Origin of the sequence: Novosphingobium kalidii, from assembly GCF_040534015.1 — a bacterium.
Lineage (GTDB): Bacteria > Pseudomonadota > Alphaproteobacteria > Sphingomonadales > Sphingomonadaceae > Novosphingobium > Novosphingobium kalidii.
Genome location: NZ_JBEWLY010000008.1, coordinates 368,609 through 394,561 on the forward strand (window position 1 = coordinate 368,609; position 25,953 = coordinate 394,561).

The 25,953-nt window shown below is 62.2% G+C and carries 22 protein-coding genes; 8 read left to right on the forward strand and 14 right to left on the reverse strand.

What is annotated here, in order from left to right:
• Window positions 1–19 precede the first annotated feature (19 nt).
• Genes ABVV53_RS04955 through ABVV53_RS04970 form a run of 4 tightly spaced genes read left to right on the forward strand, consistent with a single transcriptional unit; the run spans window position 20 to window position 2,800 of the window.
• On the forward strand, window positions 20–1,030 hold the full coding sequence (locus ABVV53_RS04955; RefSeq protein WP_353983270.1) for a GNAT family N-acetyltransferase: 1,011 nt from the start codon (window positions 20–22) through the stop codon (window positions 1,028–1,030).
• Window positions 1,031–1,069: 39 nt separating this feature from the next.
• The gene (locus tag ABVV53_RS04960) at window positions 1,070–1,333 is read left to right on the forward strand and encodes a phosphopantetheine-binding protein (RefSeq protein WP_353983271.1); all 264 of its coding nucleotides are present in this window, start codon (window positions 1,070–1,072) and stop codon (window positions 1,331–1,333) included.
• Window positions 1,334–1,340: 7 nt separating this feature from the next.
• A complete protein-coding gene (locus tag ABVV53_RS04965) occupies window positions 1,341–2,012 on the forward strand; it encodes a hypothetical protein (RefSeq protein WP_353983272.1) in 672 nt (223 codons plus the stop codon).
• Window positions 2,009–2,800, forward strand: a complete 792-nt coding sequence (locus ABVV53_RS04970; protein ID WP_353983273.1) for a hydrolase 1, exosortase A system-associated — start codon at window positions 2,009–2,011, stop codon at window positions 2,798–2,800. Before ABVV53_RS04965 ends, ABVV53_RS04970 begins: the two co-directional genes overlap by 4 nt.
• Before the next feature lie 11 nt (window positions 2,801–2,811).
• Here ABVV53_RS04970 and ABVV53_RS04975 read toward each other — a convergent pair whose 3' ends face one another.
• Together ABVV53_RS04975 and trxB are read right to left on the reverse strand one after the other, a co-directional pair.
• Window positions 2,812–3,009 carry a hypothetical protein gene (locus tag ABVV53_RS04975; protein ID WP_353983274.1) on the reverse strand — a complete coding sequence of 66 codons (198 nt, stop codon included), beginning with the start codon at window positions 3,007–3,009 and terminating at the stop codon, window positions 2,812–2,814.
• 161 nt (window positions 3,010–3,170) lie between these two features.
• Window positions 3,171–4,145, reverse strand: a complete 975-nt coding sequence (gene trxB, locus ABVV53_RS04980) for a thioredoxin-disulfide reductase (protein ID WP_353983275.1) — start codon at window positions 4,143–4,145, stop codon at window positions 3,171–3,173.
• A gap of 176 nt (window positions 4,146–4,321) precedes the next feature.
• On the opposite strand from trxB, the gene ABVV53_RS04985 reads away from it, so the two are divergent.
• Window positions 4,322–5,194, forward strand: a complete 873-nt coding sequence (locus ABVV53_RS04985) for an alpha/beta fold hydrolase (RefSeq protein ID WP_353983276.1) — start codon at window positions 4,322–4,324, stop codon at window positions 5,192–5,194.
• A gap of 460 nt (window positions 5,195–5,654) precedes the next feature.
• Here the strand turns inward: ABVV53_RS04985 and ABVV53_RS04990 are convergent, their stop codons facing one another.
• Window positions 5,655–6,428: an enoyl-CoA hydratase/isomerase family protein gene (locus ABVV53_RS04990; protein WP_353983277.1), complete on the reverse strand. Its 774-nt coding sequence runs from the start codon at window positions 6,426–6,428 to the stop codon at window positions 5,655–5,657.
• A 321-nt stretch (window positions 6,429–6,749) separates the two neighbouring features.
• Here ABVV53_RS04990 and ABVV53_RS04995 point away from each other — a divergent pair, with 321 nt between their 5' ends.
• Complete coding sequence (locus tag ABVV53_RS04995; RefSeq protein ID WP_353983278.1) at window positions 6,750–8,858, forward strand: HVA1 family protein; 2,109 nt, start codon at window positions 6,750–6,752, stop codon at window positions 8,856–8,858.
• 234 nt (window positions 8,859–9,092) lie between these two features.
• Entirely contained in the window at window positions 9,093–11,432 is a 2,340-nt protein-coding gene (locus ABVV53_RS05000) for a putative bifunctional diguanylate cyclase/phosphodiesterase (protein WP_353983279.1), read from the forward strand.
• Between the two features lie 31 nt (window positions 11,433–11,463).
• On the opposite strand, the gene ABVV53_RS05005 is transcribed toward ABVV53_RS05000, so the two are convergent.
• From ABVV53_RS05005 to ABVV53_RS05020, 4 genes are all read right to left on the reverse strand, one after another.
• Entirely contained in the window at window positions 11,464–11,745 is a 282-nt protein-coding gene (locus ABVV53_RS05005) for a hypothetical protein (protein WP_353983280.1), read from the reverse strand.
• Between the two features lie 160 nt (window positions 11,746–11,905).
• Window positions 11,906–12,484, reverse strand: coding sequence for a peptidase S14 (locus ABVV53_RS05010; RefSeq protein ID WP_353983281.1), 579 nt, complete (start codon window positions 12,482–12,484; stop codon window positions 11,906–11,908).
• Between the two features lie 179 nt (window positions 12,485–12,663).
• A complete protein-coding gene (locus ABVV53_RS05015; RefSeq protein ID WP_353983282.1) occupies window positions 12,664–15,204 on the reverse strand; it encodes an ABC transporter permease in 2,541 nt (846 codons plus the stop codon).
• Window positions 15,201–15,887 (reverse strand): ABC transporter ATP-binding protein, encoded by a 687-nt coding sequence (locus tag ABVV53_RS05020; protein ID WP_353983283.1) that lies wholly within the window; start codon window positions 15,885–15,887, stop codon window positions 15,201–15,203. Before ABVV53_RS05020 ends, ABVV53_RS05015 begins: the two co-directional genes overlap by 4 nt.
• A 37-nt stretch (window positions 15,888–15,924) precedes the next feature.
• On the opposite strand from ABVV53_RS05020, the gene ABVV53_RS05025 reads away from it, so the two are divergent.
• Window positions 15,925–16,638 (forward strand): arylesterase, encoded by a 714-nt coding sequence (locus ABVV53_RS05025; RefSeq protein WP_353983439.1) that lies wholly within the window; start codon window positions 15,925–15,927, stop codon window positions 16,636–16,638.
• Between the two features lie 7 nt (window positions 16,639–16,645).
• Here the strand turns inward: ABVV53_RS05025 and ABVV53_RS05030 are convergent, their stop codons facing one another.
• From ABVV53_RS05030 to ectB, 7 genes are all read right to left on the reverse strand, one after another.
• Window positions 16,646–19,111: an NAD-dependent epimerase/dehydratase family protein gene (locus ABVV53_RS05030; RefSeq protein WP_353983284.1), complete on the reverse strand. Its 2,466-nt coding sequence runs from the start codon at window positions 19,109–19,111 to the stop codon at window positions 16,646–16,648.
• Window positions 19,112–19,222: 111 nt separating this feature from the next.
• The gene (locus ABVV53_RS05035; RefSeq protein ID WP_353983285.1) at window positions 19,223–20,569 is read right to left on the reverse strand and encodes an MFS transporter; all 1,347 of its coding nucleotides are present in this window, start codon (window positions 20,567–20,569) and stop codon (window positions 19,223–19,225) included.
• Window positions 20,566–21,804 (reverse strand): MFS transporter, encoded by a 1,239-nt coding sequence (locus tag ABVV53_RS05040; RefSeq protein WP_353983286.1) that lies wholly within the window; start codon window positions 21,802–21,804, stop codon window positions 20,566–20,568. The genes ABVV53_RS05035 and ABVV53_RS05040 overlap by 4 nt, the downstream gene beginning before the upstream one ends.
• A gap of 42 nt (window positions 21,805–21,846) precedes the next feature.
• Window positions 21,847–23,283 (reverse strand): aspartate kinase, encoded by a 1,437-nt coding sequence (locus tag ABVV53_RS05045; RefSeq protein ID WP_353983287.1) that lies wholly within the window; start codon window positions 23,281–23,283, stop codon window positions 21,847–21,849.
• Window positions 23,280–24,194: an ectoine hydroxylase gene (gene thpD, locus ABVV53_RS05050; protein WP_353983288.1), complete on the reverse strand. Its 915-nt coding sequence runs from the start codon at window positions 24,192–24,194 to the stop codon at window positions 23,280–23,282. Before thpD ends, ABVV53_RS05045 begins: the two co-directional genes overlap by 4 nt.
• A 22-nt stretch (window positions 24,195–24,216) precedes the next feature.
• Window positions 24,217–24,630, reverse strand: a complete 414-nt coding sequence (locus tag ABVV53_RS05055; protein ID WP_353983289.1) for an ectoine synthase — start codon at window positions 24,628–24,630, stop codon at window positions 24,217–24,219.
• Window positions 24,631–24,644: 14 nt separating this feature from the next.
• Window positions 24,645–25,946, reverse strand: coding sequence for a diaminobutyrate--2-oxoglutarate transaminase (ectB, locus tag ABVV53_RS05060; protein ID WP_353983290.1), 1,302 nt, complete (start codon window positions 25,944–25,946; stop codon window positions 24,645–24,647).
• Window positions 25,947–25,953 lie beyond the last annotated feature (7 nt).

The window sequence follows — 25,953 nt, forward strand, 5'->3', positions numbered from 1 at the left end:
AACTCCGAGGCGGGATCGAGTGGTTAGCGTCGAATATCACGACGATCTTAAGGAAGTGCAATCCGACGCGGAACTGGCGCGTCTGCTTTCGTGCGAAGTCCAAAGCGCACCCTTCGACCGGCTCGAATGGTGGCGGCTGCTGTCAGAGCACTGCAGCGTCGCCGCGCGCTTGGTCATCGCCCGCAACGGCAGCGGCGCCGTCGTGCTGCCGCTCACCGGAAGCGGCGCGCACCTGACACAGCTATCCAACTGGTACACCTTTCGCTTTCGCCCGATCATTTCTCCCGGTGCCGACGCGATTGCCCTGCTGACGACGCTGGGCCGCGATCTCGCCACCAAGAGCCGTCGTCTCACGCTGACAGGACTTCCGAGCGAGGAGGCCGACTTGGTCGCCGCTGCGTTCCGTAAGGCGGGCTGGATCGCCTTGCGCGAACAGAGCGACGTAAACCACGTCCTCCCGCTGGCAGGCCGGGACTTCACTGCGTTCCTTGCCGGGCGGCCCGGCAAGCTGCGCACGACGCTCAAGCGCAAGTCCGGCAAAGTCGCTACGCAGGTTCTCACGCACTTCGATCCTTCCGTCTGGGACGCCTACGAAGATATCTACGCCGAGAGCTGGAAGCCTGAGGAAGGCTCCCCCGCGTTCCTCAGGGCTTTTGCCGAAGCGGAGGGCACCGCAGGGCGCCTGCGCCTAGGCGTGGCGCATGATCCGGAAGGACGCGCGATAGCCGCACAGATGTGGACGGTCGAAGGGGGCACCGCCTTTATTCACAAGCTTGCCCATCGCGAAAACGCCAGGCCGCTTTCACCGGGCTCGGTGCTGAGCGCTGCGTTGTTCCTTCACGTGATCGACGTGGACAAGGTCGGCTTGGTGGACTTCGGCACGGGCGACGACCCTTACAAGCGCGACTGGATGGAGCAAGTGCGGCCACGCTGGCGACTCGACCTGTTCCGGCCTCAAGCTCCTGGTAACTGGCCAATTCTCGCTCGCAATGCTGCACGATTGCTTGCCGCACGTGCGAAGCGCGGGTAGAGCGCGGGCCTTTCAAACATGCCTATCGCCGAGGCCACTATGTCCGATGACACCGATCTGCTGCTACGCCGCATCCTTACGGACGTTCTGGGCCTGAAGCAGAACCAAGCGGCCGAGTTCGATGCCGATACCGGCCTGTTCGGTCACTTGCCCGAGCTGGACTCGATGGCTGTCGCAGGCCTCCTGACCGAGATCGAGGATCGCCTGGACATCGTTATCGATGACGACGAGATCGACGGCGACATGCTCGAGACTTACGGCGCCCTCCTGGCTTTCGCTGAAGCCAAGCGCGAGAAGGCATAAGCTTTCGGTGACTCCCCTTAGCTGGCCCTGCCCTCTGCCCGGTGGCGCCATGGTGGAGGAGTATGCTCTCGTTTTCGATCGGGCGCGCGAGAAGCGACTGCTGATCGTCCCTGCCCTGTTCGACGAAGGCAATCGCCTGCGGCGGTTCACTGTCGAGGTTATGCGCCGCCTCGACGGCGCAGGAGTAGACGTCTTTCTGCCAGACTATCCCGGCACGAATGAAAGCCTCCAGCCGCTGCCGACGCAGGAGCCGGACGACTGGGCGGACGCCATGACGGCCGCCGGGCTTGAGTTCGGTGCCACCCATGTGCTCGGTATCCGTGGTGGTTGCCTGTTCACGCCGTCAGCGCTGCCGAGCCTGCACTATGCGCCGGTGAAAGCCGCCAGCCTTCTGCGCCAGATGCTGCGCGCGCGCATACTATCCTCGCGCGAGATCGGTCGCGAGGAGACGCGCGAGGGGCTGATGGCGCTTGGGCTGGCGCTGGGAATTGAACTTGCCGGTTATCAGCTTGGGGCTGAGTTTGTCCGTCAGTTCGACACGCTCACCCCGCGCGAAGGCGTCGCCCAGATTGCGCAGGACACCGTCGGCGGCTCCGGCCTTTGGTTGCGAGCAGAGCCGAGCGAGAGCGCGGAACAGGCCGATGCGCTCGCTGCCGCAGTGGCAATGGCACTGGCATGATCCGGCGGCACCTCACCTTCGTATGCGGCCACGATGTACTCGTTGGCACCTTGGATGAGCCTGCATCGGACAACGGCACAGTCGGCCTGCTGCTGATAACTGGCGGCAACGAAGTGCGATCGGGAGCGTGGGCTGGACAAGCTCAATTCGCAGCGTCCATTGCCACGGCCGGCTACTCGGTCCTGCGTTTCGATCGCCGGGGCTGCGGGGACAGCGAAGGTGTCAATGCGGAATTCCGCTCAAGCGCACCGGACATAGCAGCCGCTCTCGATGCTTTTCGCCGTGAATGCCCCCAGCTGGAGCACGTGATAGGCATGGGCAACTGCGACGCAGCCAGCGCCCTGATGCTGAGCGGCGGCGCCGGTTGCGACGCGTTGATCCTCTCCAATCCCTGGACCTTCGACAGCGACACTCCCGATGAGACGCCGCCCGAGGCTGTCCGCAGTCACTATCGCAATCGTCTGACGGATCTTGGCGCCGTCAAGCGCCTGCTGACGGGTGAAGTGGCGATAGGCCCGCTGTTGCGCAGCCTTATCTCCGCAGCGAAGCCCGCGCCTTCGCCAGGTACGCTGGCGCAGGCAATGGCGGCTGGTATCGCGGACTTCAGTGGCCCTGTTCGCTTCCTGATCGCCAAACGTGATCGGACCGGGCTGGCGTTCCTCTCGACTTGGGAAAAGGGGGACGCTCGCCTCCACCAATGTCCGAACGCGTCTCATAGCTTTGTCGAGCCGCACGCCCGGGAATGGCTGATTGAGCAGACGCTGAGCGAGCTACAGCGTCTGCACTGACCGAGAGAGGATCAGTTTTCCGGGTCAGCCGCCGGATTCACGGTGGAGTTCGTGTCGCCAGGAGCAGCCTCTTCGATCCCCACGGATTCGCCGAGGCCGCCAGCAAGACCGTACAGCGAGAAGATCACCAGCAGCACGACAAGTGTCGCTGGAAGAACCAGTGACTTCTTGGAACGCTGTAGCTTGTCCAGATCGTCGCGATTATCCACTATCATCTCTCCTTGAACCACCCTTGGCACAGGTCAGCAACTCGGGCGTGTGCCGTGCGGTTCCGGTGAGTCGGCAGATGAAGGTGCGAGCGGCCTCTCCCGGCAGCCGCGCGAGGCACCCCACGTTTCAAATCGGGCGCAGAATCATGCTTGCCCGCGAGCTACTCCGCAGCGAGCCCCTGCTCAGCCTCCGCGAAGTCCTTTGCGGCCAGGTACCGCTCGGCATCGAGCGCAGCCATGCACCCGGTACCCGCCGCGGTCACGGCCTGGCGATAGGTGTGATCCATCACGTCCCCGCAAGCGAACACGCCCGGGATCTTTGTTTTCGGAGTGCCGGGTTCCACGATCAGGTAGCCGCTCTCGTCCGTGTCGAGCTTGCCTTCGAACAGTGAAGTTGCCGGAGCATGTCCGATCGCCACGAACGCGCCGTCCGTCCCGATCTCGCTCTCTTCGCCAGTCTCGGTGTCGATCACTGCGACCCCCCGTAACTCACCCGTCTCTGCATCACCGACGAACCGCTCAACCCGCTTGTTCCATACGACCTTCACGTTGGGATGCGCGAAGAGACGATCCTGCAGGATCTTCTCGGCACGAAGCGAATCGCGGCGGTGGATCAGAGTGACGTCCTGAGAGTGGTTGGTCAGATACAGGGCTTCTTCCACCGCTGTGTTGCCGCCGCCGATCACCACCACCTTCTTGCCGCGATAGAAGAACCCATCGCACGTCGCGCAGGCGGAGACACCCTTGCCGGACAGCTCCATCTCGCCGGGCACGCCAAGCCACTTCGCCTGCGCTCCAGTGGCGATCACCAGGGTATCGCCTTCGTAGACATCCCCGCCATCACCGATGGCGCGGAAAGTGGGGCCATCCAGCCCGACCGACACGATCGTGTCCCACAGCATCCGCGTGCCAACGTGGACAGCCTGCGCCTCCATCTCCTGCATAAGCCAGGGGCCCTGGATCACATCGCGAAAACCCGGATAGTTCTCTACGTCCGTGGTGATCGTAAGCTGGCCGCCGGGTTGCAGCCCCTGCACCACGATCGGCTGCAAGCCCGCGCGCGCGCCATAGATTGCCGCGGACAAGCCGGCTGGACCGGATCCGATAATGAGCATGCGGGTGGTGTGCGTAGCCATGAAATACCTCCGGCGCGGGAGATAGAGATCAGCAGGCCCCTTTGCCAAGTTCAGCGACGCGAAGGAATATATTCATCCCCGGAAAGCCGATCTGCGCCGTCACCGCTGATCTTGGCACAGGCATGGCTTGCTCTGAGCCGATTGACGCAGGGAACTGCTCTCGCCACCATCGCGCGATGGAAACCTTTCCCGGCCCAACATCGAACCGCTTCGTCTCGCAGCGCCTGCGCCTCAACTATGTGGATTGGGGCAACCCGGACGCGCCGCCGCTTATCCTTCAGCATGGCGGACGCGACCACTGCCGCAGCTGGGATTGGGTAGCGCAAGAGCTACGCCAGGACTGGCACATCATTGCTCCCGATCTGCGCGGCCACGGCGACAGCGACTGGTCCCCAGAAGGGCACTACGGCATGGACGCGTTCGTCTACGACTTCGCGCAACTCGTTCACACCCTGGGCTATGAGCAAGTGACGATCGTCTCCCACTCGTTGGGCGGCAACATCGCGACACGGTTTACAGGCCTCTATCCCGACAAAGTGCGCAAGCTGGTGAATATTGAAGGCTTGGGCCCCTCGCGTGAGATTCAGCAACAGATGGAAGGCGGCAGCACAACCGCGCGCCTACACCGCTGGATCGATGAGAAACGCGCCGCCGCCGGGCGCACTCCCCGCCGCTACCCCACTCTGCGTGACGCTTACGAGCGCATGAAGACGGAAAATACATTCCTGACAGATGAGCAGGCGAGGCACCTCACCGTTCACGGAGCGATGCGGAACGAGGACGGCACGTGGAGCTGGAAATTCGACAATTATCTGAACGTCTGGACGGCGGGAGATATGCCCTTCGACGAGAAGGCGAAGCTATGGACAGCGATCACTTGCCCGGTTCTGCTTTTGTGGGGCAAGAACAGCTTTGCCGTCAGCCCTGCGGGAGACGGTCGCCTCGACTACTTCGCCAACGCGACGCTCAAGGAATACGAGGACGCTGGGCACTGGCTGCACCATGACCAGTTCGAGCGGTTCATGGGAGACGTCAAAGCGTTCCTCTGAAAAAGATCCCGCCTCAGGAGACTTGCTGAGGCGGGCTTAACTCTCCACGACCACCTTCCGCAGCCTCTTGGCGGGCCAACATGTGATGGTTTCAGAATAGAAAAGCGACGCCGAGCGCAGCCCAGCAGCTCACACTGAAAACAAGCGATATCACGAGCCCACGGCCGTTATGAAGCTGTCGGCGGTGCTCCATCGCCCGGACAGCGACGCGTGGCATCTGGTGAGCCTGAAAACGAGAGGCAGGAAAATCCGCAGCTTCTCGGCGAGCAGCGAAGCTCGCAAAATCGTTGTACGCTTTCATGAGCACCCTCCAAGGATTGTCTGTCATTCTTTCTGCCAAAATGAACGATCCTTAAGGACACATGTTCCTTGTTGCTGCGCTGCGGGCGCCTTTCTCGCCCGCCGTCGACTTAGCTAAAGGGACAGAGGCCAGGCTGGATAAACCTCCTCTTGCGCAGCCTTATGCTCCAACCCACTGCGGCTCACGCCGCTCGAACACTGAAGCCACTCCTTCCGCGTAGTCGCGTGTGGGCTTGAGCGCAGATTGTGCAGCATGTTCGTGACGCATCGCCGCAACCACGGCGTCCGCATGGCCCGAGGTGGCGGTCGCCCGCACGGCGAGAAGCGCCAGCGGGGCGTTTGCCGCGATTTGTCTCGCCATCTCCCGAGCGCCCTCAATCTCCCCGCCTTCGTCGACCACTTGGTCGACCAGTCCCCAAGCCAGTGCTTCGCGAGGTTTCACCCGCTCTGCCGAAAGCATCATCCATGCGGCGCGTTGCTGGCCCAAAAGACGTGGCAGCGTGTAGGTGAGACCGAAGCCGGGGTGAAACCCCAGCCGTACGAAGTTGCTCGATAGCCTGGCCGCAGGACCCGCGACTCGAAAGTCGGCGGTAAGCGCCAGACCCAACCCGGCACCGATAGCGGCGCCTTGCACGGCCACCACCATGGGCTTGGCCCGGCGGAAGATGCGCTCGGCCTGCACATAGAGGCCGCCGATTGCAGTCATTCCGCTTTCGCCTGCAATACTTTCGTCACCAGCAAGATCGGCGCCGGCGCAAAAGGCCTTCCCTGACGAGGCAAGCACCGTGCACCGCACCTGCGGATCGCCATCGAAGGCCTCCACTGCATCTGCAATGCGGCAGAGCAATTCCGGACAGGCAAAATTGTGCGGCGGCTTGGCAAAGCGGATTTCACCGATGTTGTTCTGTACGCTTGCCGATACTTCGATAGACATGCTCAGACTGTCCTCTCTGCTTCGCGGGAACGCCCCTGTTGTGGCTCCCTGCGTTGCCCGGCGCATCCGTGAATGACAACGCCGACCTTCCATACCGAACAGGAATCTCGTGCAGAAAAGCTTGGTTAACGCAATTCGACGAGATTGAGAGACGAGATGCGCCCGCCTTTTTAGGACACAATATTGCCCAAGGTTAACCCGCTTCCGTGGGGTGCGGGGAAGCGAGCCATATCTGCGGCGAGAAGAGAAAACAAAGCTTAGGGTTTTTAACTTCTATCGCTCTATTCCCGGCACATGCCGCACCGCACAACGCTCTCTCGAATGGCTGCCGTGCCCCAGCGCCTGATGGGCCGCCAGCCGCAATCGACGGCTCCGCAAGAGCGCCTGGCTCCGGCTTTCAACACTGTGCGCGGCCGCATCGCCGTTGCACTGACCGTGGTGTTCTTTCTGCTTGCGGCGACTTTGGCCGGGCTGTTCACGATAGGCCTCGCTGGCGTCGGCACCTCGCAGGCAGCGGGTCTCAGCACACGCATGGGGATGTTGATCGCTTTGATGCTCGCGGTCGAACTAATGCTGGTGATCGCCTTCGGGTTGGCGCTTGCACGCACGATAACGAAGCCGGTGGCTGATCTCATTCGCGCAACACGAAACGTGGCAAAGGGCCGGAAGGCGAGACTGCCTGTGGAATCCACGGATGAGTTCGGTCTTCTGGCGGAAAGTTTCAACGCGATGGTCGATGCGATCGAGGTGCGCGAGCGGCGCATCACTCACGCGGCGCTTCATGACTCGCTGACAGGCCTTCCGAATCGCCAGTACTTTCTCGAACAGCTCAACCAGGCACTGCAGCGCCGGCGACCGGACGAGCAGTTTCTTATCGCGTACATCGACCTAGACGACTTCAAAATGGTGAACGACACGCTCGGCCATGCGGCGGGCGATAACCTGCTGCGAGACGTCGCGGCACATCTTCAGGCGGAGTTGCCTGGCGCCTTGGTTGCACGGCTCAGTGGCGATGAATTTGCTGTGATGATCCGGGATCTTCCGATTGATGCCGATCTGGCCATGCTCGGAATGCGGATTCAAAGCTGCTTTGCACGCAACATCGTCCTGGGCGGCCGTAAGGCAGAGGTGTCCGCCAGCATCGGCATCGCCATTAGTCCTGACGATGGCACGAGCGGCGCCGTCTTGCTGAAAAACGCTGATCTCGCGCTCTATCGCGCAAAGCAGCATGGCAAGGCAGGCCATCACTTTTTCGAGCCTTCGCTGGATGAGCGGGCAAGACATCGTCGACAGCTCGAAGCCGACTTGCGCGATGCCATTCGTAGCGGCCGCTTCGAGTTGCATTATCAACCGCTTTACAGTCTCACCGAAGAGCGTTTGACAGCCTTCGAGGCGCTGATCCGCTGGCCCCATCCGACGCTGGGCCTGGTCAGCCCTGCCGACTTCATCCCACTTGCGGAAGAGACCGGTCTTATCACACAGATCGGTGAATGGGTGATGCGAGAAGCGTGCCGCCAAGCAAGCTCCTGGCCTGAACCGCTGGCGGTGGCAGTCAATCTTTCGGCGCGGCAATTCCTTTGCCCTACCCTGCCCTCAATGGTTGTTCAGGCGCTCGCCGAGTCGGGGCTTCCTCCGCAACGGCTTGAGGTGGAAATCACCGAGAGCGCCTTCGCGGCCAATGCCGAGAAGACGATCGAAACGCTTCACGCCTTGCGCGAGCTGGGAGTTCGTATCGCTCTGGATGATTTCGGTACGGGCTATGCTTCGCTCAGCCACTTGCGCATGTTCCCATTCGACAAGCTCAAGATCGACCAGACTTTCGTTCGGGATCTCGCGTCCGAAGGAAACGGACACGCCGTCATTCGCGCCATCACCACCCTTGCCGATGCCCTAGGCATCGAAACGCTCGCAGAGGGGGTCGAGGAAGCCGCCCAGCTCGCAGTGCTGCGTCGGGAGGGCTGCCGGCAAATACAAGGCTTTCTGCTCAGCCGTCCGATCATTGGGAACGAAGTCGAACTCTTCATAGCGGATCGGACCTCACGCACCGAAGTGATCCGCTATGCGCCTGAAATGGAGAGCCGCACCGTAGCGAAGCCGCAGGCAGTGCATGTTCTCGAGCTCACCTCGCCTCGCTCGATGATGCCCGTCGGGGCAGATGTGGAACTCCGCTCCCCAGCGACGCGCTTATTCAGCGGCCGAGCTATCCTGAGGAGGAGTCTTATGGCGAAGTCCCTGAAACAAGGTGACACCGTAGAGTGGAACACCAGCCAAGGTAAGACGGAAGGCACCGTACAGAAGAAGCAGACCTCTCCTACGCACATAAAGGGCCACAAGGTCGCGGCTACTGAGGATGACCCTCAGTACATCGTAAAAAGCGACAAGTCCGGAAAACTAGCGGCACACAAGCCGGAAGTTCTTCACGAAAAGTAGCACCTGCCTGAAATTGGTAAAACTGTGCACTTGTAGCGTGGAGATCGAGGTACCGTCGCGCAGCAAACTCCTGCTGGCATTCCAGAAGGCAAGTGGGGGGCACTCGCGCGATCCCCGAGACGGCTGCGCTCTTGCGCGCTGAAGCACGCTTTCCGCGCGAAACAGGTCTCGCGGACGGAAGGGAAACGGCAAACAGATCCGTCAGCTAACCTGGCTGTGACGGGATGTTAGTCTTTGCCCGATATCACGGTCAGCATGCGGAACGGTCTCATAGCGTTCAGAGCCCGGCTGATCTCACGGTGGCGTGCGTCAACCCTTACTCTCGCCCTCTTCTTCGGTGTCCTCGTTGGGTTAACTGGTGCAGGCACTAGCCTCGAGCACGCTTTTGCCGATCTGCGGTACGCCGTCCGCGATCAAGACAGTAGCGGTGAGGTTCATCTCGTCGAGATCGACGCGCGATCGATCAGCGCCATCGACCACTGGCCCTGGCCACGCCGCTACTACGCCGCCCTCGTGGACCGGCTCCAACAGTCGGGCGCCGCATCAATCGTCTTCGACGTCGACTTCTCGACGCCATCGAATGCCCGCGACGACGCACTGTTCGCCCGGGCGCTGGCCAGAGCAAACAATGGAGTGATCCTCCCCACCTTCAGGCAGCCTAGTGGCACCGGCCGCGGCAGCTACATCGATTCCCTTCCAATAGCCGCGCTGAGAGAGCACTCCCAAGCCGCTACGGTCAGCATTCGGCCGGAACCGGGAGGCGCCGTGCGCAAGGCGCCGATCGGGGAGATCACCGCTGGGGTCCCTCGGCCCTCGCTTGCGGCGATCACCGCCGGCATGCGGGGCACTGCAGGCACAGCTTTCCCGATCGACTTCTCGATCAACCCCGCTTCCATCCCGCGCCACAGCTTCGTGGACGTCATGAACGGACGATTCAACAACGGCGAATTTCGCGGCAAACATGTCTTGATCGGCGCGACGGCCATCGAGTTGGGCGACCGCTACGCTGTCCCCCGCTTCGGGGTGGTGTCTGGTGTCGTTATTCAAGCACTGGCGACGCTCACATTGCTGCAGGGCGTGCCCTCGGAGGCAGGTTGGGCCATTCCCCTGGTCCTGACATGGACGCTGGGCTGGCTGTTGCTGCGTGAAAGGAAAGTGGAAAGGTTCCTATTCGCGGTATTGCTGATGTCGGTCGGCTTGTTCGCTCTTACGATCCCTGCGGCGAGTGCCGGATATGAGTTTACGATGGTTCCCGCTTACGTCGCGCTCCTAACGATCGTCGCCGGAGCGACGGCCATGCGTGTCAGACGCTGGGCGGCCGAGAAGCGCACCCATGATGAGCAGACAGGCCTGCCTAATAGCCATGCGCTGATCACCGCACTTGGCGAGCACGAGAGCTTCGGGGTCGTGACTGCGCGGATCACCGAATACGATAAGGCCCTCGCGACTTTGGGCCGCCAGGGCATGACGCAGCTCCTCATGCGGATACGCGACCGGATCAGCGTTCTGGAATCAGGCGCCACGATCTTCCGCGTGGAGGATCGGGTTCTGGCTTGGCGCGTCACGGTTTCGTCCCGCGATATACCCCTGCTGTGTGAGCGGATCAGAGCGATCATGCTGAACCCCGTCGACGCGGGCGGTCGCAGAGTGGATGCCTCCCTGGCGATCGGCTATGCTCATGGCGTCATGGGCTCAGAGGCAGAGACCATCGACAACGCAGCGCTCGCCGCCGACTTGGCGCTTTCTAACGGCGAGCTTTTCCATATCCACGCCGAAACTGATTCTGCCGTTGCGGAGGAAGAGTTGTCGCTTCTGGGCGATCTGGATAGCGCCCTGACCTATGGCAATGTCTCCGTCGTGTATCAGCCCAAGCTCGATCTCGCGAGCGGGCGCATCACCAGTGCCGAGGCCCTCGTCCGCTGGACGCATGCAACGCGCGGACCGTTGCGCCCGGACTACTTCATCCCCGTTCTCGAAAAGTCCGACCGCATCGCCAACCTCACGATCTTTGTCGTGCGCAGAGCGATTGCCGACCTGAAAGCATGGATGGTCACGGATCCAGCCCTACAGGTTGCGGTGAACGTGTCAGCGCTTCTGCTGCAGTCCGCGGAGTTCCTTTCCCAACTCAAGAAGGTCATCCAGGAGGGGGGCGTAGATCCTCATCGGCTTATATTCGAAGTCACCGAGTCCGCAGCGATGACTGCACCGGACCGCGCTGCCGAGGCGCTCCTCGCCCTCAAGGGATGGGGCATCGGCATCTCGGTTGATGACTATGGCACCGGCCAGTCCACCTTGACCTATCTGAAAAAGCTGCCCCTGGACGAACTGAAGATCGACCGCAGCTTCGTCGAGCATGCGCATCAGAACCGCAGCGATGCCGTACTCGTCCGCTCTACTATAGACATGGCGCACGAACTCGGTGTCAAAGTGGTCGCCGAAGGCGTCGAGACCGAGGAATGCCTGCAGTTCCTGCGCATGGCCGGTTGCGACATGGCGCAGGGGTACCTGATCAGCGCGCCTCTCCCTTCACAGCAGTTCGAACAACTCCTGGCCGCAAACCGAATGGCTGCCTAACAGAACAGCTTGCGGTGCAGCGTGCCGGGCGTCATCTGTTGAGAGCGTTGGGAAGCCGGCGCCGGGTTCGGATGTCAAACGCAGGAGCAGTCAGGGAATCAGACTCTCCCTGCCCCCTCTCCCCGGGTATCGCGAGCAGACCGGCCTGGCTGATCTTCTCGAGCATGCGAAGCTCGCTCTGAACACGGTGACGCGCCAATGCGGCGCAGAGTGGTCCGGTGTCGTCGGGATTGTACCAGAAACCGGACAAATCGGCGAGCAACACCCTCAGCTCTTCAGCAGCTTCCCGGTCAACTTCCGTCACCGCATGCATGTCGCTCCACTCCTGTCCTGATAGCAAATCAAGAACAAACCGTGGCAATGAAGGTTCCGAATGGACACGCTACATACATGAGTTACAACGATAAGTTTGGTCTCGCCGTATCGGTGTTCGCAACTCGGATCAGGCCGTTCGCTTGAGAGAACGCGGCAAGTCAAAGCACTTCAGAGATAAGTCCAAGGTCCCGCGCCTGCTGAGCCTCGACATACCAATTGGTCGGCGCTCGCCTGAGAAGCTCTTCCATGGTGACTTGCGATCCCCGGATCAGGTTTTCAAAACCTTCGTTCTGGATCGCGATGGACTCCCGAATCTCGTTCAGAGTCGCTTCCAACCCTGCGATGCACTGAGTCAAAGGACCCTCCACGTGCAACCGGGTGTTCATCTTGCGCTCGTGGATCATCAGCCGAGTGCCGCGTGTGAGATAACGGTTCTCCCGGGCGAAAAAGCTCATGAACGTGGTGCCGGCAGAGTAGACCGCCGCTTTGCCCAAAAAGACAAACCGTCGCTGCGGCTCTAGGTCGCTGTGGAAGCGCACGTCCTCACCCATGACACGGGCAACCTCGGGATCACCTCCCAGGGTAGTGAGTTCAATGGCAACGAGGCCCTCTGCAGGAGCCGTTTCAAGCTTCTGCCTGAAGCTGGCATACATCTGGTAGTCGACTTGGCCAGAAAGCAGAATCGCCGGATTGCGAAAATCCTGAGCCTGGAGCTTAGCTACGCCGGTGCTGCTCATCGTCTGCCTCTCATGAAGAACACGGGCGCCGCACTTCAAAGGCGCTCGCCTCACTCCGTGCGCCAGCGAGTGCTTCGCGCGAGCGGATAATGCCGCACCCCCTCAATCGTTCCTGAGACGCGCTCTTTCCTTGCTGCCGCAAGGGGACTGCTCCTAAGCGCAACCGCTCCACGTGCCGCTCAGAGCCGCCGCAGGGCGGTCGCGACGCGGGTGCCGAGCAGCGGCAGCGAACCCAGCACACCGATACCAAGCGTCAGTACCGCTCCACCAGCCAGCGTCGAGAGGACTACGCTCCAATCAGGCGTCCAGCGAAACTCGAAAACTCCGACAATGACATACCACCCGGCCAACACACCCAGACCAAGCGCAAGGATGCAGAGCGCCCCCGCCAAGATCCCGTACTCAAGCGCTTGGGCCGCCAGGATCTGCCAGCGGGTTGCGCCCAGCGTCTTGAGGATGACGCTGTCATAGGTGCGGGCCTGGCGCGAAGCTGCGATGGCGCCGACCAGCACAGCGATACCTGCCAGGATCGCTACTGATGCGGAGAGCAGGATTGCAGTCGCCATTTGGTCAAGGATTGTGCGCACTTGGTTCAGTACTTCGCTCACCGCGATGATCGAAGCGGAAGGGAACGCGGCAAGCAATGCTCGGGAGACGGCGCCTTCGTGCGCCGGATCGATGTCGATTGTCGACGTCAGGCTGTGCGGCGCAGCAGCCAGCGTGTTGGGTGAGAAGACCAGCACGTAGTTGAAGCCCATGGTGTCCCAGTTGACCTGACGCAACGAGGCAACCCGTGCCTCAATTGCACGCCCGAGAACACTCACGGTGAGGGTATCCCCGATGCCGATTTTGAGGGTGTCCGCTGCCTCCCGATCAAGCGAGACCAGCGGCGGGCCGGTGTAGTTGCTGTCCCACCATTCACCCGCGACGAGTTCACTGCCCTGCGGCAGTGTCTCGGCGTAAGTCACGCCGCGTTCGCCCTTCAGGAACCAGGCTCCCTCGGGCAAGCGCTCCAGGTCTGCAACCCGCTGCCCTCCATAGGCGGTAATCGTGCCGCGCAGCGACGGCACGATGTTGAACTGCGCCTCGGGGGCCTCACCGCGCACCACGTCCACGAACCGTTCGCGCTCATCAGAAGGGATATCCAGCACGAACTGGTTCGGCGCACGCGCAGGGACGGCGTTGCTAATTTCGCTGCTCAGGCTGGTCTGGATGGCAGCCAGAGTGACAAACAGCGTGAGAGCAAGCCCAAGCGCGATCACAAGAGCCACGGTCTGTGCGCCGGGCCGATGAAGGTTCGTCAGCGCCAACCGCAGCAGCGGCCGCCGAGGACGCCGTACGCGCGCAGCCACAGCACGGATCGCAACACCGATAGCCAGCAGCATCAGCAGCACCGCGGCGACGGCGCCGAGCACTGCGGCTGCGAACAAGGGCTCGCGCGCAGTGCCGAGCGCAAGTGCGATAACGAGCGTACCTGCTATGGCTACGCCTAGCCAGTCGCGGAGCCCGATCTTGGGCGACGCTTCCACCCCGCCGCGAAACTGAGCTGCCGCAGGCTGCGAGCGGGCGCGCGCGAGCGGAGGCAGCGCGAATGCGTAGGCGATCAGCAGACCGTAGATGGCGCTGGTGACAAGAGGCAATGGATGCACGCTGAATCCCGGCGCAACCGGCAGGAGATCGCGAACGAGCGCCACAAGAGCCGCGGGCAGTATAGCTCCTGCCACCACTCCAGTCCCTACTCCGAGCAGCGCCACAGTGCCGATCTCCAGCAGGTAAATGCGCGCGATATCGACCGAGCTGGCGCCCAGGATCTTGAACGTGGCGATACTGCCTCGTTTCAGCGTGAGATACGAAGCGACCCCGTTGCTCACGCCAATCCCGGCGATAACCAGTGCCGACAAACCGATCAGGGAGAGAAATTGTCCCATCCGCTCGAAGAAGCGCACAGCTCCCGGTGCCGCGCGTCCCCGATCCTTGTACTCCCAGCCCGCCTCGCCGAAACGCGCCTTCAGCCGCTCGATGACAGCTTCGGGATCTTCATCGGAGGCAAGGCGGATGCGGTACTTGGTTTCGTATAGCGCGCCCGGACTGAGCAGGCCGGCTCGCTGCATCCCCGCCATGGACACAAGAGCTACAGGTCCCAACGTGAAGCCCTCGCCCACGCGATCAGGCTCTTCTGCAATTGTGTCGACCACGCGGTACGTGGCCTCGCCGTAACGGAGAAAGTCACCGGGGCTGAGCAGCAGCCGGTCCGCCAAGGCGCGGTCGATCACCACCTCATCAGCGGCCAGGAGGTTATAGCGCCCATTTGTGAGCGTGACTTCGCCGTAGAGCGGATAGCGGGCATCAACGCCCTTGAGCTCGGTCAGCACCGCATCGGGGGCCCCGGCAGCCTCTCGCACGCGTCGTGCCATGGCGCGCAGGCGGATGGTGTCGCTCACCTCGCCCTGTGTGGCAAGCGCGGCGCGCTCTTTTGGAGAAGCCTGACGCTGCGTCATCGACACCTCGACGTCGCCGCCCAGCAGCACTCGCCCACGTGCGGTCAGCTCTGCTGTGATCGAGGTCGTCAGGCTGCCGATCGTCGCCAGTGTGCAGACGCCCAGGAACAGGCATACGAGCAAAAGGCGCAGGCCGCGGAAACCCGCGTGAAGATCACGTCGCGCGATCCGCCAGCTGGCGCGCCAGCCCAGCGCCGCCCGGACAGCTGTTGCCGTGCTCAAGTGCCGGTGTCCGAAACGATACGGCCATCGCGCATCTCCAGAACGCGCCCGCAACGCTGCGCCAGCTTTGGATCGTGCGTGATGATGAGCAAAGTTGCCGCAGCATCATGCTGGCGCTCGAACAGCAGATCGACGATCGCACCGCTGGTCGCGCCATCAAGGTTGCCGGTGGGTTCGTCTGCAAACAGAATACCAGGCCGCGGAGCTACGGCCCGCGCGATCGCCACCCGCTGTTGCTCACCGCCGGAAAGCTGCACGGGGTAATGGTTCATCCGGTGACCAAGGCCCACCGCGTGCAGTTCCGTTTCCGCCCGCGCAAAAGCATCGGCAGCGCCAGCCAGTTCCAGCGGAACGGCCACGTTTTCAAGCGCTGTCATCGTCGGCAACAAGTGAAAAGCTTGCAGAACAATCCCTATGCGCCCCCGCCGCGCGCGCGCCAGTCCGTCCTCGTCCAGATCGGCGTAGGAGACACCCGCCACCGTTACCGTTCCGCCGCTCGCCTGCTCCAAACCAGCCAGGATCGCCATGAGCGACGACTTGCCCGAGCCCGAGGGCCCAAGAATCGCGACGCTCGCTCCGCGCGCGATGTCGAGATCGATGCTCTTGAGGATTTCCGTGGGAGCTTCCCGTGTACCCAGGCTCAGGGTGACATCGCGTGCGCGGATTGCGATATCCGCAGCCATATCGATCGACATCGTTGGAGAAACACCCGTGACTAAAATGCTCGTCCTATATGCAGGCACGGTGTTCCTCCTCCAAGGGCTGACCGGGTGTTCGAAGGAGAATAATTCCGCCGACCGGATAGGCTCCGAAGCCCCTCAGAAGAAGGCGGGGGCTACGCGATCACTGGCGCCGCAGGGCGACACAAGGCTAGTCCTCGCTTTCGGAGATAGCCTCTATGCGGGGTACGGACTGGCTCCAGAGGAGAGTTTCCCCGCGCAGCTTGAACAAGCCCTGGCAGCACGCGGCTTCGCAGCCGACGTGCGCAACGCCGGAGTATCCGGAGACACGACTGCCGCGGCCCAGAGGCGGCTCGCCTTCACGTTGGAAGGTCTGGAGCGCAAGCCCGATTTGGTGATGGTCAACCTGGGCGGGAACGACATGCTGCGGGGGATCGACCCTGCCGAAACGCGCCGCAATCTCGTCGCCATCTGCGAAGAACTGAAGAGTCGAGGTATCCCGATATTGCTGACTGGCATGATCGCAGCCTCCAACATGGGGGAGGATTATGCCAGCCGTTTCAACGCGATATACCGAGATCTTGCAACGCAATACGAAGCCACGCTCTACCCCTTCTTCCTGGAGGGCGTGATCACCGACAGGGCCATGATGCTGCCGGATCGTGTCCACCCCAACGCGAAGGGCATCGACACCATCGCGCAGAACGTGGCCCCTCTCGTGGTCTCGGCGTTGCAGGACTCGGCAGCTTCATAGAGGTGGTTCACACGATAAAACGAGTCCAGCTTCCGTAACGCTCGTAGATGCCACCGCGGCGGAAGCTGAGGGCAATCAGCGCTACCCCGATCACCACGCTGCCCACGGTGTGAACCGTCTCCGCACCAAACAGAAACGGCGTTGCGATCTGGGCCAGCCCCAGCGGTATCAGCAGATAACGGGCCGGGCGCGCGACTTCTGCTGCTGCAACCGACACGACCGTAAGTGCAAGGAAGCCGATAATGTGATCCGCGTCCGCCATCGCCCCTTCGGCGTCGAACGTCAGACGCGTGAACAGCAGCGACAATCCTGCCAATCCGGCAAGTACGAGGTTCCAAGGCAAGTTGACGCCTCCCGCCCACATGTCCCTGAGCACGGCACCGGGGCCTTGGTCGAACTCATCTTTGCGTTCGCCACGCGATCCTTCGTCGGTATCGCCAAACAGGAAAACGCGAAGCCACGGACGCCCTGCTCGCGACCGCCGCCGGACGAACTGCAACGTCGCGAGCAGCTCATCGAGCGAGTACGGTATCTGGATCAGCATCGCCGCCGCGCCAATGAGCGTGAGCGTGGCCCAGGTACCAATCATGACCGGCTGAATGATGACGAAGAGGATCGAAACCACACCCAGCGGGGCAATCATGAGCCCGAAGAGGAACACCAGCCAAGGCATCGTCCGCCAGCGGGCCCTCGAGCCGACGAGGCCGGTTACGATCTCAAGCGCATAGGTGTAGCCGCCGAGGGCCGCATCAGGGATAGGGAACGCCTCAGAAACCGAAGAAGTTATAATGGCTTCGGTTCCGTTCTTCGTGGGATCCTCAGGCAACCCCGGGAAGAACGGTTCCCATACGGAACTGATGTGGCCAAGTTGATAGGCCGTGAGATAGCGCGCAACCAGCAAGCCGATCAGCGCCAGGAAAATGATCGGAATACGTTGGGTCCATGTCGACGGATTGTACGACCAGCCCGGCGGAACGTCAGGACCGGTCATGCTGGCCAGGATGGACGTGCCAGGTTCAGGCCGGGTGCCGACGGCTAAACCAAAGACGAAGGCGCCTACCAGCGTATCTGAAAGAAAGGCAGCCGGGTTCTCCGTCCAGAACAGAAACGGTACTGCCATCAGCAAAGCCGCCACTCCTGCCTGTGCCCAGCGAGCCCAAGTCAGCTGCCATGAGAGCGACAGGAAGGCGAACAGGATCAGCGCGGCGCCAAGCACAACCTCGGCCCAGAAGAGCGGCGGCTCCGTCACCTCGACGATTACCGGCTGGACCATGATCCACAGGCCCAGCGCCATGTTGGTGAAGTGCGCCCACCGGCTGCCGGCATGCTGCTCACGCCGCGTGACCTCGTACTGAGCGCGAAGAGCTTCGGGCTCGCGTCCAGCTTCCCGCGCTTCTTCCACGAAGGGAGGAGGGTTGATCTTGTTGGCCAAATACCAGGCGGCGGGGTCTTCTTTCAACGCAGAAACTATCGCCGGTAAGTCATTGGCAAGGCTATGCTTTGGCTCCCAAGCCAGGAGGTTGCGGGCGCGCGTGATATCAAGCGCATAGTGATCGCTGGCCATTCGCGTCATAAAAGGCTGAATAAACGGTCGCTCACCGCCATCCAGCGCATCGGGGACGATCGGCTCTGCCTTATCCTGAGCCCACGCTCCCGCTCCAGCCAAAGCGCTGGGCATGCGGATCGTGGCCCAATCGTCTTCGCCATGGAGCAGGCAGCCGAGGCGGTCCTGGAGATCAGCATAGCCGATCGCGTCCTCCTCACCGACCAGGATGACCGTTTCACCTTCGAACCGCCTGCGCCGGTCTACGGTTCGCACGAACGCGTCGATCATATCCTCGCGGTGCACCATCGCCTGGCCTGCATCCGTGTCTCCGGAGTAGAGGTGACTTTGGAAGTCCCGCTCGTAGATGCGAGCAATCTGGTGGGCGAAAGTGGGAACGGAGGTTTTCTCGTCGTAGACACCGGCCAAGTGCAGGAACACAACCGGCATGTTTCCGCGCTCTTCGCGAATGGCATCCTCGGCCTGCGCCTTGGACTTGGGATAGGCCCAGCCCGGCTCGATCGGAGTCGTCTCGTCGATGCGCTCTCCTGGACGTCCGGGGGCATGTACCAGCATCGTGCCGGAGTAGACGAACTGCTCCACGTCAAAATCGCGCAAAGCGCGCACGAGGTTCCTGCTCCCCTCGACGTTGACCGCCCGATACTGAGGCTTGTCCTCGCCGCTGAAGTCAAAAAACGCTGCCAGATGCAGGACGCTGGCGATCTCGCCGCCATGATCCTGACGAAACTGAGCTAGCGCTTCGCGCACGCTCTTCTCGTCGGAGAGATCAACCTCAAAGAGTGGGTAGTCGGTACCGCTTGTCGACCTGTCGAGGCCGACGATGGTGTAGCGATCACTCAGCGCTCCTGCGAGTGAACGCCCTAGGTTCCCGGCCGCGCCGGTAATCAGGACAATCGGCTTGGAAGACATGCGTGCCTCACCCCTGTTCAGCATCTGGTCACAAGGGTATACCGTCGGCTCCCCGATTGTTCCGCCGCAGGAGCCGTGCACGCGCACCGGCTGCACGCCCTAGGTCCGTCCTTACGTTACGGTCCTCAGCGACTTGCCCGCGCTCTCCTCCGTGTAGCAGAGCGCTACGGCACCAACCACGCAAGCGGCCATCATCGTGTAAGCCGGCATCAGCAGATTTCCGGTAGTACCGACCAGCCAACTGTTGAACGCCGGTGCAGTCCCTCCGAACAGTGAGGTCGACACGTTGTAAGCAATCGCAAAGCCGGCAAAGCGCACGGGTGTCGGGAACATCGCCGGGAACGTGGCGGAAATCGTTGCGAGTTGCGGCACATAGAGAAGCCCAAGCGCTGCGAACCCGAAGATTGCTCCGCCGATCCCGCTTCCCATGAGCAGGTAGAGCGGCACGGCGCTGACGAACAGGCCGATAAGCGAGAACCACCACATCGGCTTACGCCCGATCCGGTCAGACAGCGCTCCGGCAAACGGCACTAGCACCATCATGAACAGCATGCCAACGATCGGCACGACCAAGGCTGCATCCGGTGACAGGCCCAGCCTGCGCTGCAGGTATGTCGGCATGTAGCTCAGGAGTGTATAGTTCACCACGTTAAGCGCCACCACCAATCCACCCATCGCCAGGAGCGGCCGCCGGTAGCGTGTTATCAGGTGTCGAAGCTCGGTAGAGGCAGCCGTCTCAGTCTCATGATGCGCTTCGATTTCTCGGAACACGGGCGTGTCCTCCATCTTCGAGCGCAAGTACATGCCGACTAGGCCCATTGGCCCTGCCACGAAGAACGGCACTCGCCAGGCCCACTCGTGCATCGCCTCCTCGCCAAGCAGCAGCGAAAATCCGAGCATGAGTAGAGCGCCCAACGAGAAACCCGCCAGCGTGCCGAACTCCAGAAAGCTGCCGCAAAAGCCGCGCTTCGAATCCGGAGCGTATTCGGCCATGAAGGTCGCCGCACCGCCGTATTCTCCGCCGGTGGAAAATCCCTGCACCATGCGCAGGACCACCAGTAGCAGGGGCGCCCAGAAGCCGATGCTGTCATAGGAAGGGATCAGGCCGACAGCGACGGTCGCGGCGGACATCATGAGAATGGTGAGCGCCAGGATCGACTTGCGTCCATAGCGATCTCCCAAAGGCCCCCAGAACAAGCCGCCAAGCGGCCTCACGAGGAAGGAAATGGCAAAGGTCGCCAAGGCGAACAGCGTCGCCTCCTCCGCCTCCCCCGGGAACAACGCCGCCGAAATATACGTGAGGCCGTAGGCATAGATGCCGTAATCGAACCACTCGGTCGCATTGCCGAGCGCCGAGGCGGCAATAGCCCTCCTCAGCACCGAGGCGGGGACCGCTTCTGGGTGGCCGATGGGAACGTCCGCGCCAGTGAGCGGCGGGTTGTTCAGCAGGGACGTCATGCCACTTCCTTCTCTTCCTCGGCACGCGGGTCCAGCGTGGCTGCGAGTGGCGTGGTGCGAGGCAGAACCTGGTAGCTCTGCTGCTGTTCAAGGGGCACGGGCAGCGCCCGCAGCTGCCGCCAAAACGCGAACGCCAGAGTGCCGCCGGCACATAGGGCAATGAAGTAGAACAGCCCCGAAGCCCCGGCGACGGTAACCGCCGCTGCGCCGGCCATAGGGCCCGCGGCGGCACCGACGGAGTAGAGCAGGACCAACCCACCGCTGGCGGCGACGCGCTGGTCGGGAGCGAGGTGATCGTTGGTATGAGCGACGCACAACGGGTAGAGCGCGAAGCTCAAGCCGCCGAACAGCGCGCCGAGAATTAGCAGCACAGGCCCCTGGGTTGCCACGACAGCGATGCCAAGGCTGGCAAGCAGGGCGCCGGCGAGAACGACGACGATGATCTTCCGGCGATCGAAACGGTCAGACAGACGACCCAGCGGCCATTGCAGCGCGACACCACCCATGATGACGACGCTCATGAACAGAGCCGTGGCGGACAAGTCCATACCAAGCCGGCGCAAGAAAACCGGCCCCATCGCGTAAAAGGCGCCGAGCATCCAGCCTGTCACCGTGGCGCCGACGATGCCGAGCGGTGAGGCGGAATAGAGAGCGCGGACGGGCAAGGCTGCCCCGTCGTCAGGCGGCGGCGCCGAAATCTTCGTAAGCACCACGGGAATGGCAGATAGCGAAATGAGGATCGAAGCGACGAGGAACGGCATCGAGGGTTTGGTTTCGCTCAGGTTGAGCAGGAACTGGCCAATCGCCTGTCCCAAATAGAGCGCGATCATGTACCCGGCCAGCACAGCGCCTCTGGTTGCGCCCTCGGCGCGTTCGTTGAGCCAGCTTTCCAGGCACACGAACACACCTGCGACGCACAGGCCGTCGATGAAGCGTAGAACGCCCCACAGCAGCGGGTCTCGGTGGACGGCGTATGTCAGCGTGCTGGCGGAAAGCAGCGCCACGAACGCGGCGAAGGCGCGGATGTGGCCCACTCGCCGGACGAGCTGAGGCACGCGGAGAGATCCCGTCACCAATCCGGCAAAATAGGCCGTAGCGACAAGACCGATGAACACCGCGCTGCTGCCCGCTCTCTCGAGCCGGACGCTCACCAGCGTCGAGAGGAAGCCGCCGCCCGCCATTAGCATGAAGATGGCGAGCAACAGGCTTCGTACGGGCAGGATTGCAGTCAGCATATCAGGTAACGATCTGACGGCTGAATCGGTCCTGGCACGACGTCACGCTGCGGCGCGCGCCGTCTCTCCGGGACCGGCGTCCACCAGAGCCTCGTGCAGTGCCCGAACCGCATCGTCGAAGCGCGAGCGCTCAACGATGAACTGGACATCGACGTTACGGATCTGGTGCTGCATCGCGATCATCTCCACACCCGCCTTATCCAAGGCAAGCAGAGCGCGGGGAACCAGCCCAGGCTCGGAGATGTCACTGCCGATGACTGACACCATGGCCACCGGCTGCGTCGTAATGGCGGAGCCCGGATATGTGTCCTCCAACTCCGCGATCACGCGCGCCACCGTCTCTGCGTCGGTAGAGAGATAGTGTGTGATGGTATTGGCATTTGAAGACTTGCTGACGATCCATGCCCCATGCCGCGTGAGGGCGTCGAGAATGGCCGCGTCGAAGCCCTTTTCCCCCACCATGTCCTGCTCAAAAAACTGCAGCGCATGGACGGCCCGAAGCCCGGTTACGATCTCCACGCGAGGCTTGCTGGTGACGTAGTCTCCGCAAATCAGCGTACCCTCGTCCAGCCGATCGAAGGTGTTGCGCACGCGCAGCGGGATTTCCGCCTGCCGCAACCCACGCCCGGCCCGCGGATGGATCGCCTCCATGCCAAGGTTCGCCAGCTGATCGGCCACATCGTAGTTTGTCCGGCCGATCTTACGGGCCTTGTCGACGCCGACGAGCTTAGGGTCGGCACTCGAAAGGTGGAACTCCTTGTGAATGATCGCCTCGCGTGCGCCGGTGAGGACAGCAATGCGCGAGAAGGTCATTTCGGAATATCCGCGTGCGTAACGCTTCACCATTCCGCCTTCGCAGCCCGCATAGCCAGTTACGATCGGCATTTGCGTCGCCAAGTCGATCGGCTTCAGCGCCTCGAGGATGCGGCTATCGAGCGACGCAAGGTCTTCGTGGCTCCACAAGGTCAGATCGACAAAGACCGCGTTCACGCCGCGATCGCGCAGCAAGAGAGCGGTGGAGTGGGCACTATGTGCCTCTCCCAGCCCCGCGAGCATCTCGCGCATGGTGACGAGCTGCTCTTTCAGGCAGAAGCGGCCATGCGCCCGAAGCCGGTCAAGATCGGCGAGACAGTCGCTGAGCTGCTGCACACGGCAATCGACAAAGGCATTTGCCTCGGCCAGGCTGTTCGCGCGCGCGAACATGTCGGCATTGCGTTGCTGCATAGCCTCGCGCACCTTTTCCAGCGCCTCGCGCCAGCAGGACTCCGCGTCGTTTCCTGCGAAACTGGAGTAAACCCCCGGTACGCCCGTCTTCTTGTGCTCCAGCAGCAGATCGGTCATGCCTGCATAAGCCGAAACGACGAAGATCCGGTTGTAGAGGGCTGGTCCGCTGCGCCCGGCAATCAGCACATTGTCGAACACGGTCGACGTGGCGGCCATGGATGTGCCGCCGATCTTCTCTACGCTGTGTCCGTTCATGCCGCCATCTCCGCCAGTGATCCTGCTTGAACCCGCACGGCCGTGAAATCCCGCTCGGCGATGAAGTCGGGCCGCGGAGCCTCGGCCGCGAAGGGCGCTTCCAGGCGATTACACACCGCGTTGTAGACCAGGAAAGCGTTCGCACGCGGGAACGGCGTGATGTTGCCGTTAGAGCCATGCATCGTGTTGCAGTCGAACACGACGACGGTTCCTGGCTTTCCGAGCGGAGCGTCGATGCCATGCTCGTGCGCGAGTTCAGCCAGCGTGTCCTCGTCGGGCACGCCGAACTGCTGGCGCTTGAGCGACATCTTGTAGTGGTCACTGGGCGTGCGCCCGACGCATGAGACGAATACGCGGTGCGATCCGGGGATCAGCATCAGCGGACCGTTGTGCGGCGTGTTCTCGGCAAGCAGCACCGACATGGACAGTGCACGCATGCGCGGCATGCCGTCCTCGGTATGCCAGGTCTCGAAATCAGAGTGCCAGTAGAACTCCTTGCCCTGAAACCCGGGCTTATAGTTCAGGCGAGACTGGTGGATGTAGACTTCGTCATCGAGCAGGAACCGGGCAACCCCCGCCAGCCGCTCGTCGGCCGAGAGCCTCTCGATCACCTTGCTCTGGCGGTGGATTGCGAAGATCGACCGAATCTCGCGAGCCGCTGGCTCGGTGATGATGGTTTCTTCGTCCAGTCCGGCAGGATTGGCGAGCAGACGTCCGGTCTCCGATTGGAGAGCGGCCACTTCTTCTTGGGAGAAGACATCCTCGATCACGAGGTAGCCGTGCCGGTCGAACTGCTCCACTTGCGCTGCGGAGAGCGGCGCTCCTGGTTCCCACGCACGGTACGCAACCGGGTCATGGCGCGGCAGCAACTCGGGGGTCGCCGCGTATCGCGACGGGTAGCTGTCATTCATTGGTTTGGCCCCTGTTGGTCTTTCAATCAATCAGCGCAGGCTCAAAGCCTGCATCCACGTCGGCGGGATAGGCGCCGTTCTCATCGTGGACTTCGCGGCCGGATACCGGGGGATTGAAGACGCAAGCGGTCAGCAGGTCAGTGGTGGGACGCACGATGTGGCGGTCGTGCTCATTGAGCGCGTACATCACGCCTGATTTCAGCTCGTGCACTTCACCGGTCGCCAGATCCTCGATGGTGCCGGTGCCCTTGAGGATGAGCACGGACTCCAGGTGGTTCTGGTAGTGCATCTTGAGTTCGGCTCCGGCGAACATCGTGGTGACATGGAACGAGAAGCCCATGTTGTCGTCCTTCAGCAGCATGCGGGCGCTGGCCCAGCCGTCGGACTTCACGTTCTTTTCGGATGCGCGGATTTCCTTGAGATCACGAACGATCATAATTGTTCTCCTTGTTACGCAGCGACGCCGTAGGCGGGCGAAAGCGCTGCCCGGATCGCTTGCTCCAGAATGTCGAGCCCTCCATCGAGAACGGAGTCCTCGATTGTGAGTGGCGCCAGTACTTTGACGATCTCGTCGTGTGCACCGCTGGTCTCGATGATGAGGCCTTGGTCAAAACACGCGCTGGTCACAGTGGAGGCGACCTCGCCCGAGCCTACGTCGATGCCGCGCATCATGCCTCGGCCACGCGTGGTGAGACCGTGCTCCTTCGCCATGCGGCTCAGGCGCTTCTCCAGCAGTGCGCCGCGGCGCGCTACGTCGCCCTTGAAGGCGTCGTCGCTCCAGAAGTGACGGAGAGCCGTAGCGGCAGTCACGAAAGCGTGGTTATTGCCGCGAAAGGTACCATTGTGCTCGCCGGGCGACCACACATCGAGTTCCGGGCGGATCAGCGTCAAAGCGAACGGCAGGCCCATTCCGGAAAGCGACTTTGCCAGCGTGACGATGTCCGGCGTGAAGCCCATGCCTTCGAAGCTGAAGAATCCGCCGGTGCGGCCGCATCCCGCCTGAATGTCATCAACGATCATCAGCGCGCCGTGCTTCTTGGCGATGGCCGCGATCTTGCGCAACCACTCGGGAGAAGCGGCGTTCAGCCCCCCTTCGCCCTGCACCGTCTCGACCAAAATCGCCGCAGGCGCATCAAGACCGCTAGAAGGGTCCGACAGGCGCTGCTCCAGCAGTGCCGCCGTATCAACCTCCGGCCCATAGTAGCCGTCGAACGCCTCGTGGCTGACGTGGCTGAGCGGAATGCCGGCGCCGCCCCGCTTACCGGCATTGCCGGTGCAGGCGAGCGCGCCCAGCGTCATGCCGTGGAAGCCGTTAGTGAACGCGAGGATCATCTCGCGGCCAGTGACCTTGCGCGCCAGCTTGATCGCGGCCTCGACTGCATTGGTGCCGGTCGGGCCGGTGAACATTGCACGGTAGTCGAGGCCGCGCGGCCGCAGAACCACGTCTTCGAGCGCGCTCAGAAACTCTGCCTTCGCGTCGGTATGCATGTCCAGGCCGTGGGTGATGCCATCCGAACTGATGTAATCGATCAGAGCCTGCTTCAGGACCGGATGATTGTGCCCGTAGTTCAGCGACGAGCAGCCCGACAGAAAGTCGAGGTAACGCCCGCCGTTGCTGTCATGAAGCCACACGCCTTCGGCGCGATTGAACTGGCGCGGCATGGAACGCGAGTAGCTGCGAACCTGGGACTCGCGGCGATCGTAAATGCTGATGTCCGGCGCAGCGGCGCTCGGGCTTACGGTAAGAGCCATGTGGAAT